Origin of the sequence: Enterococcus sp. RTP21361st1_A6_RTP21361_211029, from assembly GCF_040910045.1 — a bacterium.
Taxonomy (GTDB): domain Bacteria; phylum Bacillota; class Bacilli; order Lactobacillales; family Enterococcaceae; genus Enterococcus_D; species Enterococcus_D gallinarum.
Window position 1 is genome coordinate 1 of sequence record NZ_JBDGBK010000099.1, and the last position, 12,823, is coordinate 12,823.

A 12,823-nucleotide genomic window follows, 5' to 3' on the forward strand; every position below is an offset into this window, starting at 1 on the left:
TCAAAAGGATATTTTGCCATACAAATAACGACCCCCAAAAGTTAGATTTTTTGGTCTAACTTTTGGGGGTCGCTTCACAGTCCTCTGTTTGGTGCTTCATTTTCAATTATTTGGAAAAGAACGTCCATCAATAAATGTTGTATAGATATGCTCGTCCTCTACTTGCTCTCCTTGAATCGATTTGACGATTTTCTCTGAAGCAATCATTCCCCAACGATGCTTCGAGTAAGAAATTGTCGACAACCGCGGCTGTATAAACGCCCCTAATTCTGTATTGTCAAAACCAATGATGCGGATATCTTCTCCGATTTTTAAGTCTGTTTTACGTACATACTTATAAACCCCGATGGCCATTTCATCGTTTAAGGCAAAGATATCGATTGGTCTTAGCGGATTTTTTGCTAAAATTTCTTCTGCTCCCCGATACCCTGAGGGTTCAGTAAAATCACCAGCTATTACATCATAGGAAATGCCAAATCGGGTAAGCTCTTTGATACTGGCTTCTAACCGTTCTTGACTATCATAACTTTTTTCAGGACCAGCAAGTAAAAAGACATGTTGGCTGCCACCTGAAATCAATTTATCAATAGCCAGTGCCGCACCACCTTTATTATCCAAAAGGACTTGATGGATATTTTCATGATCGAGGATCCGATCTAGTACAACGATTTGATGTCCCCGCTGAGCATACCGCTCAATTTCCTCTGAAGGAAAAGTCCAATCTAAAACGATGGCTCCATCGATCATACGCTCTGGTATAAACAAATGGGATTTTTTGCCGCTGCAAACAATCATTTCGTAACCAAAAGTCTCGAGACTTTTTTTAATCCCGTCTAGCAACTCTCCATAGAAACTCCCCGCGTAGTCTGCGAGGTACACGCCAATGATGTTCGTTTGTCTGCGCTTCAGTGTACGAGCAGCCATGTTCGGAACATAATTCAAGTCACGAGCAATCGCTTGGATACGGGCGCGCGTCTCCTCCGTCACTTTAGGGCTGCCGTTCAAAGCATAGGATACAGTGGAAATAGACACACCGGCTTTTTTAGCAATATCTTTGATCCCTACCATGGCTCCTCCTTTCTATCGATAAATATCGATATGATTTATTTCCTTATTGAACAACGGCAGCACTGCTGATTTGTCTAAACAAAAGGCCCCTTTTCGATAGCTGTTTTCTGCTAGTGTATAGTCTACCGGTTGGCCATTGATCAATACCTGTTCTTTTGACGCTTCGTGAAAATGGATCTTAACCGGTTGATCAAAGACCCGGTAGGTCATCGTTAAGTCAGATAACTCAGTTGGCAAGACAGGATCAAGGAACAAATCATCTGCCATTTCGCGAATGCCCAAGACATTGCTGATCAATTGATTCAAATAGATACCTGGTCCGCTGGAGTACACGCGCCAACCGCCTTTTACACCGACGCTTCCATCTCTAAGTTTACCAAAATTCTCTTGGGCTTCAAGCCTTGTTTTGAAATCGCCGTCAGAGCTGCTGAAATAGACATTGGCTTGTCGCAGTTCTGCATTTGGCACGCGTTCTTGCAACTGAATAGGATTGATGACCCCTAAAGCATGCCAAGTTTCTTCTTTTTGTCCCAATTTGGCCATTGCTTCAGTAAAACGGATGTGGGCATGAACATATTGCAACCCGATTTCCCGACCAAAGTTCGCTGCTTGCTCTGCACGTTTGAAATTCGTACTGACCCCACCATGATAAGCCGCTGGACGATTCATCAAGCGAACGCCATCTGGATGTTGCAAGTGTTCTTTGATGATGCCTAAATGGTGCTCGGCTTCGTCCGGAGAAAGTAATTCACCGATCATGCTTTGCTGCATCGGCAACAATCGGTACTGAATCCCTGTCTTTTTGTCTTCTGGATGGATCATCAATTCCACATGTTCAGGGTCTTCCATATAAACAAATCCTGGGATGGTTCCTGAGGACAAAATGTATTTATCAAAATCTGTACGAATGCCGCTGACGATGGTTTGTAAATGATCAGCATAATTTGGATCATAGTCTTTCAGCTGTGCCGCTAGTTTCTTCATCACTTCATAAGTTAATGCAACTGTCCAACTGCTGGCCATCTGCTTTTTCAATTTGCTATTGTTTGGCTGCAGGGTATCATCCCAGTCCCCATCCCCATAACATGAAAGATACGTACCTTCCAAGAAATTCGCTTCGATATATGCAATCTCTTTCTGTAAATGATCATAAAGAGAAGCAGTTTGACTTGTCTTTAAGAACGTTTCGCGATCTGTATAAGGTATTTGCGTTTCTAAAATCGCGAAGTCCTTCGTTTTTTCCAAGTAATCGCTGACGACTTTCATTGGCCACACAATCACATCTCCATGACTTTCGTCGGCTTTTTGTTTTTCGTAGCGGTCAAACATAAACCATTGCGGCCAATTGCCATCGTCGGCAAATTGATTGGCAAAGAGGTGTTTGATGATCGACGCAACGATCTCTGGACGATTGACTGCTAAGAAAAATTCTGTTGGTCCTTGTGAGACATCTCTGGTCCCCCAAGCAGCACCGCCATACTGTTCCAAACCATGAGGAGACAAATAATGGACCAGCATGTTGTGCGTGTACCACCGAGAGAGCAAATTAAGAGTTTGGACTTCTGCTTGGTCATGGGTCAATTCAAATTGATTCAGCAGTGAATCAATGAACGTCACATATTTTGCTTCTTCTTGCTGCTTAGAAGACGCTTGTTCTCGGTAAGGATCTCCGGTCAACGTTCCCTGAATCTTAAGGGTAACTTCTGACTGATCCGCAAATGTCAGAACAGTTAGTGCGCCATCACTGTTTTCTTGTAAGAACAAGGAATCATCTGTCACATCAAAAGGCTGATCCGCCTGCAGATAATAAGTTAATTCTGGATACGCTTCTTTTACTGGTGACGTAGTCCCGCTTGTGATCACTACTTGCTGCTCTTTTTTCACAACCGCTGTCGGTGCTTCTTCATCTGGTCCCATCAAAAACTGGTTGCTGATGGCCCATGAATAAGCCTTTTTGCTATGGATCATCGTTCGGATCTCACGGCTGTCAAGCAGTGTATACGTCGTGACCGTGATCAAATCATCTGCTGTTTTGTAATACCACGTTGCAGAGTTCAGCCCCATCTCGAACGCAGATGGCATCGTCAATAAGCGCCACGTATCCTGTTCTTTCAAGTAGATCCGCTGTCCTGATCGTTTCATGACATTCAACGCATTACGGCTGTTACTCAATAATTTATTCATTGACGTATTCCCTAGAACGATCTGCGAATTGAAAATACCATACATATAAACCGTCGTACTAAGCAACGGCTGATCTACCACTAGATCACTGCCACTCAGCAATATATGCCCATGAGCCCGTTCCATGGCACTTTCTTTTTCCTTCAACACAACGTGACGGTAGTTTTCGGTAAAAAATGAATACATTTGGCCATCGATTCGTTCCATTGCTTCCTGTTTTGGAAATAGCGCGGAAATATCTGCTTCTGACAAGGTATCTCCAGTCAATGCTGCTCCGAGTTGTTTTGCCGGAAGTAGCTGTGTCGTCAATGACTCAAAAGTCAATTTTTGAAACTGTTCCTTCAGAGAAGGGCGGTCGAATTGCGGACCGGATACTGCTTGTGGCTGATCTGCCTTGACAGCACTATAAAAAATGACTTCTGTTGTTTCGTCAGATAGCTGATAAGACTCGGACTGCAAAGCAATGTAGGCAAATTCATATTGATACACTTCATTCGCTAATGTTTCGTGCGCTAAGGCTTGCGGCAAATTAGTCACCTTGTATGTTCTGCCAAAAAATTGATACCCATCTGTTGAATAACTCCGCAAGGGTTGGAAACTTCCTTGTTCGACTAATGGAAATTTGCCGGATTGCGGTTGATTTTGACGAGAAGAGACGACGATCGTTCCGTTATCCTGAGTCACGTGGTGATCCAGATATTGAGAAACATACGCTTCATTGGACTGAACTGCTCCTTTTAGTGCATTGCCTATATCTTGACCATAAATGATATCTGCTTTTCCAGAACCCGTTAACTGGATTCGCCAAAACCAGCAATCTTCTGCCAGTTGCAAGTCCACTTGATAATGAACGTCCAAAAACTCTCCTGACCAAGACAACTGCTGTTGGGAATACCCAAACTTACTGGCTGAATTAGAACCGACCATCGGTGTCCAACGAATCCCTTCTGATGTATAGACTCGCAGATACAATTGATTCAAACTGCCGTCTACCGGATTGCCATTTAGTTGATTGATCATCATGCCATTGCTATCTATTTCATACAGATCCCCGGTTTTCAAAAACCTCAGGCGTGTCTGATTCTTTTCAAGAGTAATATATTGTGTCATATAAACCTTCCTATCCTTATCTTACGAATTTGAATGTAGCCGTCTGCAGATCGCGACTGTTGCTGCCGACCATGGCTTGGAATGTGCCAGCATCACTGGATGTTTCCTGATTGCTGTGGACGTAACGCAACATATCTTCCGTAATTGAAAAAGTTACTTCTTTGGTTTCCCCTGGTTCTAACCATACTTTTTGGAATCCTTTTAATTCTTTGATTGGTCGGACAACTTCACCAACGAGGTCTCGCAGATATAACTGGACGGTTTCTTCACCAGCAAAGTCGCTATTATTCTTGATCTGAAGGGATACTGTCAGTGTCTCTTCAGCAGACAGTTGTGATTTATCTAAACTTAACTCACTATACTGAGCCTCGTGATAGCTCAAACCGAAACCAAAAGGATATTTTGCATAGTTGGAGACATCCAAATATTTCGAGACATATTTTTCATCAGGTGCACTTTCATAAGGACGACCGGTAGTTTCAGTATTGTAATAAACAGGTACTTGACCGACTGTTTCTGGGAAAGACATACTCAAACGGCCGCTTGGATTGTATTGTCCCCATAAAAGATTTGCTAATGCGTGACCACCTTCTGTTCCAGGGAACCATGCTTCAACGATGGCTTTTGCTTCATCAATGCCTTGAAGATCTAATGGACGACCATTATACAAGGTCACAACGAGTTGCTCATTGACTGCCTGCAATTGTTTGAATAATGCTAACTGCGCTTCAGGCAAGCGAATATCGCTGCGGCTCGCTGCTTCTCCGCTCATCCAGTCTTGTTCACCTAGTGCGAGAACCACTTTATCTGCTTGTTTAGCTAATGTAACAGCTTCATTGATCGCTGCTTCTGTTGGCGCAAAATAATCGAATGGTTCTTTTCCATAAAGAATATTCTCTGAAACTGCTTTGCTCCCTTCGATCAATGAAACGGCTTCTTCTTGTTTCCCTTGCCATGACCATGCACCTAAAATATCTTTAGAGTGAGCCGCTGGTCCAATGATCGCGACCGTCTCCGTTGATTTAAATGGTAAGATGTTCTCATTCTTCAATAAAACCATTGATTTTTGAGCGATTTCTCTCGCGGCTGTTCGATGTTCTTGCGAAAGTACGACCCTAGCTTCAGCAGCTTCATCTGCCCCACGATGAGGATTTTCAAAAAGACCAAGATCATTTTTAAGGGTCAAGATCCGCAATACTGCTTCATCCAATAACTCTTCCGCAACAGCGCCTTCTTCGATCAATTCTTTCAAATAATCGTTGTAGCAAGTCGTCATCATTTCAATATCGACGCCTGCTTTGATCGCTAATTCTGCCGCCTGTTTCTCATCCTCTGCTGCGCCATGGGCAATGATTTCTTTGACCGCACCCCAGTCAGAGATCACTACGCCATCAAAACCAAATTCTTTTCGCAACACATCACGGAACAACCAGCGATTCGCTGTAGCCGGAATCCCATCTACCGTATTAAAGGAAGTCATCACCAATTTTGCCCCAGCTGCTAGTGCGGCTTGGTAGCCTGGTAAGTAACTTTCCCGCAATTGACGCTCAGACATATTGACTGTGTTGTAATCACGACCGCCAATTGCTGCGCCATACGCCGCAAAATGCTTCACACAAGCGGCGACCCGTTCAAAATCATTGGTCAAGTCTTCTCCTTGGTAGCCTTTCACGAAAGCCTCCGCAAGGCGACTGTTCAAGTAGGGATCTTCTCCGGTAGATTCCATCACTCGTCCCCAACGAGGGTCTCGGACTAAGTCCACCATTGGCGAGAACGTCACATGGAGCCCAGACACAGCGGCTTCTCTAGCTGAAATTTCGGCCATTTGTTCCGCAGCATTCAGATCCCACGAACTACCTAGAGCCAATGGAATCGGGAAGATTGTTCGAAACCCATGGATAATATCTGCCATTAGAATCGTCGGGATCTGCAGGCGATTGTTTTTGATGTATTCTTGTTGTACTCGGATCGCTTCTTTGGCACCGGAAACGCCTAGCGTTGTTCCAGCGTTGTTGATGGTTTCTTGGGTCAGTCCCAGATCACTCATCGGTCCGGTTTTTTCTTCCGCTTTGTCTGAATAAAACGCAGCAGCCAGTTGCAATAATTGATCGATTTTTTCATCGATAGTCATTTGTTCAAGTAAGTGCGTCAATTTTGTCTTTTCCATTTTTGTTCCACCTTTATCGTTCATCGAATCGGAGATCTGCTTCCAACGGGAAATGATCGGAAGGAAACCGTCCGTCACAAGAATCCGTCAAACACCCGGTTTTAATGATTCGAAATCCTTTAGTATAAATATAATCAATTTCTTCTAACTGGTTCCATGGGAGTTGATAGTCAAAATTTTGATAGGAACCTCTGGGACCGTAATGTCCTTTTTCATTTTGTTCTTTTGCGTTAACAAAAATCGTTTGCAGGGATTCATGGACGCGTTCAACTGCTTCTGCATTGAGATCCCCCATTAGTAAAACGGGTAAAGCGGCGATTTTATCCGCTAACCGTTCCAAGATGACTTTCATCCCTTCAAAACGGGCGATTTCTGAAATATTGTCCAGATGCGTATCGATGACTAAAAAGTCATGTCCTTTTCTATCTCTTAGTACCGTCCACAAACACAGACGCAAGTATTCCGCTTCTGGATGAATACTTGGCACATCAGGTGTCAGAGATAACCAAAATGAGCCTGAATCTACTTTAGAAAACATCGTCTTCTTATAATAGATCCCGATACCTTCTCCTGTTCCATCGCCGTCTCGTTCAGCAGTTACCGACTCGTAATCAGTCAATCTTGCTAAATCAGCGACTTGCGTCGGCCGGACTTCTTGTACGCACAAAATATCCCAATCATGATAATCGATCAATGCCAATACTTTGTCCGCACGATAAGACCATTGCCACTCTTTATCGTAATCCGTATCCACACGTAAATTGTAAGTTGCCACTTTCATTTCTTCATATCCTTTTTAACAATTTTTGGATCTGTTGCATTTCTTTTCGAATCTGTTTGGCTTCACCGCCGCCATGCCCTTTGTTTAAATACACAGTTAATTGTTTTGGGGTTGAGATTCGATGGTAACTGACAAAAAAATCGGTCATTGGGCAGATAGGATCCTGGCTCCCTACTGAAGCAAAGACAGGGCCAGTGATTTTTGCTGCCAGATTTTTCAAATCATAGTAGGCCATTTGGTAATAGATGGTCTCCTTGCTATCTGGAAAGGTATCAATATATTCTTGCATCACATGATAGCTCCCAGTTCTGCTTTCGATGCGGTGAGAAATATTCGAGTGACTAGGAACATCTGCAAAAGTCGCAAAGATTGGCGTTTCAGCCAGCGCATTGACAATTAATGCAATCCCGCCGCCTTGTGACCCGCCTCTTAAAATCACTCGTTCAGAATCAATCTCCGGCAGCTCTGCTGCGACCTCTAGCAGGCGAAGACTATCTGCAATCATGCGTTTCATATAAAAATCTTCTTTTTTTAAAATTCCTCGACCAAACGGTGCCTCATGTTGCGTCGTTTCATAAGGATGTGTATCTTTCGTACGGCCGCCTTGCCCGCGATTATCGATCACCAAGCAGGCACAATCAATCAATGCCCAGTGGGCAAACTGAAAGGGTTCCTGTAGGTGATTCATATAACCTAAATAATCGATGACGATTGGAAGTTGGCTCTTATTTTTCGGAACTAAAAGATAGCCGTAAATCGTTTCATTGTATAAACTTTGGAAATTGACCTGATAGACATCGATTCCTGTCAGCAATGCTGGTTGTTGCTTTCGTTCAAACGCTAATGGAATCTGTTTGATTTCTTGTTTGACTTGTCGCCAAAAACGGTCGATTTCCTCCTGAGATGGTTCATTTCTAATTGATTTCATTGACGTCACCCTCTTTTGCCCACACCTTATGAAAGAACAGTACTTGCAGATAAGCGAATCCTGAAATACCTAAACATACGAATAAGAAAGAATTGATCTTATTCAGCAATAGAAATACGAATACTGGAATCACTAGCAAGATGATCGCATTTGCGGTACTACTCAACACCGCATAGGCAGTTTCGTGTGCGGTTTGTTTGACTGTGGAAGAAAACAAACAAAACAGTAGGACAAACACCGTCAAGAATAAACCAGCTAAACTGCTGAGTATCACTGCCAACACCCCAAGATAAGTGGTGATTCCCATCAATCCATAAATGATCGCCGCGGTGACAGCAACATACCCCACGATGATCCCTTCAAGTACGATTCCACGTTTGATATTTGCTAGAAAAGCTCGACTATACCGTTGCCAAACTGGAACATCTTTTTCTTGGTAAAGCTGATCGATGGTTTGATACAAGGCGATCAAGGCTGGTCCTGTCAGTACAATCGTGACCGCAGGAACAAGGAACAAAAAACTTAATAGGATCATATCCGCGGCAAAGGAAAAGACACGATAGTACCATCCTTCATAAGAGAAAATTTGTTTCATCTCCACTCACCTGCTCCCTTTCTAGTTTCAATCCTACTGATTTCTTGTTGTTTTCTTACTCATCTCTTGTTTATTATCCTTTTGCTAAAGTAGTAAAAAGATCCTTTTACATATACTTTTGTTGGTACATTTCTACATCTGCTCGTCTACACTGCGCTTCGCCTACAGTTGCTTCTAGGCTGGCGCCAAGAAGAACTTGCATGTCTTGCTTTGTAAGCCAATCGCAGTGTTTCAAAGCAAAAAGAGGAAAGGTCGTTGGGTCTCGCTTTCCTCTTTTCATCCTTTCTATAACTGATTATTTAAGTTTTTCGCGGTTTTCTGCCATTTTTTCAGATTTGACTTCTTTGATTGCATCCCAATTGTTGGAATCTAAGAAACTTTCAAAATCAGACAGTGTTGAATCAAACGTTTTTTCATCTTTTGAACGAATCAAGGAGATGACTGTGCTATTTAGTTTTGTTTTGATCGAATTATTGGAACGAGCTTCTGCAGTCCCAGCATCTGGATCTGTGTTCTCAATAACAAAGTGCGGATAAAGTTTTCCTTCACCCCATTCTTGCATTTGGGTTAATGCGCTCTCTGTTTCTACTTTCAATGCATTGACACGGTCATTGTTGAAGTAGTTGAAGCGACTGATACCATATTTCTTGTTGTACCCTTCGTTATCTGTTTTCTCCATTTCTTTTACTTCAGGTAAGTAATCGATTTTGCCTTCGTCATTGTATTCATAAGTGACGCCTTCAACACCGAATTTCGTCAAGATTTGTCCTGGTTCATCGATCAAGTAAGTGAATAGTTGAGTGACTTTTGCTGGATCGACTGCATCTTTTGTGATGTAGTTGATCAACCAGCCTGAGATACCGGTTTGATTCAATGTTGGTTTCCGGCCTGATGTGCTGGCTGGTCCATCAATAGCAATATAGCGAGTATCAGAATTCTTCATAAATTCAGTAAAGTTGCCGCCTTGACCACTAGTTCCTGCAACAAGCATCGTTGCATATTTCCCTTGTTTTACTTTTTCATCATAGGTCGGACCGTCATCTGTAAAGCTGTCATCACTGATGTTGCCTTCACGGTATACTTTGTTGAATGTTTTCAACCAATTGATATATTCTTCATCTAAGTTGCGGTCATAGTAATTACCAGATTCATCTTCTAATGGAACACCTAAGAAGTCTTGTAATTTATCTAAGAAAGGACCTGCTGTGTCACCGACAGTCGTGAAGCCCAGTGGGGTTAGATCAGGATATTTCTCTTTGATTTGATCCATTACTTTGACAAAATTTTCTGGTTTAGAAATGTCTGGTTTGCCAAGTGCTTCATAGACATCTTCACGAATGACGAAGTTATCATTTACCGGAATATTGCCGCTTTCATAATCGGCTGCTGTATTCGAATAGTTTGGATAGCCATATGTTTTGCCATCGTCTAATGCAAACCAATTGAAGGTATCTTCTGTTACGACATTCAATAGGTAAGGATCATATTTTTTCGCTAGATCATTCAATGAGTAAGCCCAGCTATCTGCTTTAGTGGCTGCTTGACTGGTTTTGTCCATCAATGTCACGATGTCTGGCATATCGCCACTTGAAATAAGTGCATTCAACTTCGAGTCGTCTCCGGAAATAAATTCGATATCGATATTTAAATCTTTCTTGATCTGTGCGGTGGTAACATCTTCCCCAAAAGGTAATGCCGTCCAGTCTGAGTTGATGTACCAAGTGATTTTAGTTGGTTCTTTTTTGGTATCAAGTTTCCATGCTGGTGTTTTCTCATCAAGCTCATAACGATCTTTGATCGAAAAATCTGAGCTGCTAGCGTCATCCGAGCTGCCGCCACATGCTGCTAAGCTAAGTAATGCTGTTGCTGCCAATAAACTGCCTAATACTTTTTTCATACTGATCCCTCTTTCTATTCTTTTACCGCACCGGCCATCATACCGCCGATGAAGTGTTTTTGAAGTAATGGATAGATAATCAAAATTGGTACAGTCGTGATAACGATAGTAGCCAATTGCACCCCGCGGGTCGTTGCCTGCACGACAAAGTCGGTACTACCGCTTTCGGTCATCGTGCTTAAGTTGGACTGCACAATGATTTCATAGATCTTCATTTGCAGCGGATAGAGATATTCTTTGGTGATGTACAATTTTGTGGTCATAAAGTCGTTCCATTGTCCGACACCATTGAACAATATGATGGTAGCTAATGCTGGTTTCGTTAATGGTAGGAAAATCTTGTAAAAAATTTGAAATTCGCTGGCCCCATCGATTTTCGCCGATTCTTCCAAAGAAGGAGGAATCTCACGGAAAAAGTTCATCAAGATAACGACGTCATAATAGCTGAATAACGCTGGAATGATATAGACCCAAAATGAATCTAATAACCCTAACGATTTGATCAGCAAATAGGTTGGGATCATCCCCCCGCCGAAGTACATCGTAATGACTCCTAGCGTGGTGTAGATATTCCGGCCGATCAGCCGTGATTTACTGAGTCCGTATGCCACAACGGCACAAAACAGTGTATGTGTCACTGCCCCGATCAATGTTTTCAGTACAGAGATCAAAAATGCCCGTGGGATACTGTCATCGGAAAATACTTTCCGGTAATTCTCCCAAGTAAATCCCCGCGGCCATAAAACGAGACCGTTTTCAGCCAACCCTGAACTAGAAGATACCGATGAGACTAAGATATTCCAGATTGGAATAATGATCAGCAGCGAAAACAGAACGAGGATCACTGTGTTAAAGAAATAAAACCATTTGTTCTCTTGTGTTCTTCTTTTTATCACTTGGTCACCCCTCCTATAAGATAACTGAATTGCCATTGTTCAATTTGCGTGTCACACGATCGGTGATGACTAGAAGAATGACAGAAATGATTGCTATTCCCAAGCCAACCGCTGTTGCATATGAGAAATCGCCTTGTGTCAGACCCATTTTATAAACGAATGAGTTGATGACTTCCGATTTGTTTTGGTTTTGTGAATTCATCAAAACCAATGTCTGGTCTAAATTAGATCCTAAGATGCCGCTCACATTTAGGATCAGATTCAATGAAATGATCGGCGTCAAAAGTGGTAATGTGATTGTCCGAATCTGCGTCAACTTGGTGGCGCCATCGATTCTGGCCGCTTCATAAAAAGTTGGATCGATACGAGACATTCCTGCAAGATATAAAATCGTTCCCCATCCTACTTCTTTCCAAAGGTCAGATAAAACAGCGATCCACCAATATTTATCAGGATCCAACAAATGATTGACACCTTTATCCATCATTCCTAAAGACATCAGGACTTGGTTGATAAACCCATTGGTCGACAACCATGAAATCATCATACCGCCTAGGACAATCCAAGAAAAAAAGTGAGGGATATACGAAACGGTTTGAATAAATTTCTTCAATTTTCCGTCCCGCATCTCAAAAATCATAATGGCGAGAATAATTGGAATCGCAAAGCCTAAGCCTAACTTCATCATACTGATTGCTAACGTATTCCCAACTGCTTCCCAGAAAAAACTGTCGTGTAAAATAATTCGGAAATTCTCTAACCCTACCCATGGTGCAGAGGAAATCGTATCAATGACCGTATAATTCTTAAAAGCAATAATGATTCCATAAATTGGAATATAATTAAATACGATCATGAATGCCACGCCTGGTAGTACCATCCAATGCAGTTGCCGCTGCCGGTATATCTCTTTCAGCTTACTCATACGCAAAAACCCTTTCTGTTATCGTCTCAACGCTCATCCTATCTTTTTCTTTTTAGTGAAACGTTTCTACGAGTTGATTATAAATCGCGCTAGAAAGAAATGCAAGCCTTTACATCATTAAAGTTTTATCATTTTTCATTATCTCATTTTTAATGACTTACATATCCTTTAAAGATATTTTTCACAAACAAAAACCTCAGACTGTAGACAAAGTCCATTTTATGGATGATGTCTACAGTCTTTTCTTTTATAATAGATTTATGAAAACGAAT

At 42.2% G+C, this 12,823-nt stretch carries 9 protein-coding genes; all 9 read right to left on the reverse strand.

Translation table 11 applies throughout. From position 1 onward, the window contains the following. Nucleotides 1-102: 102 nt before the first annotated feature. The 9 genes from AB5Z52_RS14150 to AB5Z52_RS14190 all read right to left on the reverse strand — a co-directional run bounded on the left by AB5Z52_RS14150 (nt 103) and on the right by AB5Z52_RS14190 (nt 12,551). Nucleotides 103-1,068: a LacI family DNA-binding transcriptional regulator gene (locus AB5Z52_RS14150; protein ID WP_029486283.1), complete on the reverse strand. Its 966-nt coding sequence runs from the start codon at nt 1,066-1,068 to the stop codon at nt 103-105. A 12-nt stretch (nt 1,069-1,080) separates the two neighbouring features. Further along, on the reverse strand, nt 1,081-4,362 hold the full coding sequence (locus tag AB5Z52_RS14155; RefSeq protein WP_003128107.1) for a hypothetical protein: 3,282 nt from the start codon (nt 4,360-4,362) through the stop codon (nt 1,081-1,083). A 16-nt stretch (nt 4,363-4,378) separates the two neighbouring features. Next, complete coding sequence (locus tag AB5Z52_RS14160) at nt 4,379-6,529, reverse strand: glycoside hydrolase family 3 N-terminal domain-containing protein (RefSeq protein WP_003128106.1); 2,151 nt, start codon at nt 6,527-6,529, stop codon at nt 4,379-4,381. A 13-nt stretch (nt 6,530-6,542) separates the two neighbouring features. Continuing rightward, entirely contained in the window at nt 6,543-7,310 is a 768-nt protein-coding gene (locus tag AB5Z52_RS14165; protein WP_003128105.1) for an endonuclease/exonuclease/phosphatase family protein, read from the reverse strand. Between the two features lie 4 nt (nt 7,311-7,314). Continuing rightward, nucleotides 7,315-8,238: an acetylxylan esterase gene (locus tag AB5Z52_RS14170; protein ID WP_005470078.1), complete on the reverse strand. Its 924-nt coding sequence runs from the start codon at nt 8,236-8,238 to the stop codon at nt 7,315-7,317. Then, a complete protein-coding gene (locus tag AB5Z52_RS14175; protein WP_003128102.1) occupies nt 8,225-8,833 on the reverse strand; it encodes a DUF624 domain-containing protein in 609 nt (202 codons plus the stop codon). The genes AB5Z52_RS14170 and AB5Z52_RS14175 overlap by 14 nt, the downstream gene beginning before the upstream one ends. A 295-nt stretch (nt 8,834-9,128) precedes the next feature. Further along, a complete protein-coding gene (locus AB5Z52_RS14180; protein WP_137264698.1) occupies nt 9,129-10,730 on the reverse strand; it encodes a sugar ABC transporter substrate-binding protein in 1,602 nt (533 codons plus the stop codon). Nucleotides 10,731-10,744: 14 nt separating this feature from the next. Continuing rightward, complete coding sequence (locus AB5Z52_RS14185; RefSeq protein WP_021150594.1) at nt 10,745-11,626, reverse strand: carbohydrate ABC transporter permease; 882 nt, start codon at nt 11,624-11,626, stop codon at nt 10,745-10,747. A 13-nt stretch (nt 11,627-11,639) separates the two neighbouring features. Beyond that, a complete protein-coding gene (locus AB5Z52_RS14190) occupies nt 11,640-12,551 on the reverse strand; it encodes a sugar ABC transporter permease (protein WP_005470074.1) in 912 nt (303 codons plus the stop codon). Between the last annotated feature and the right edge of the window lie 272 nt (nt 12,552-12,823).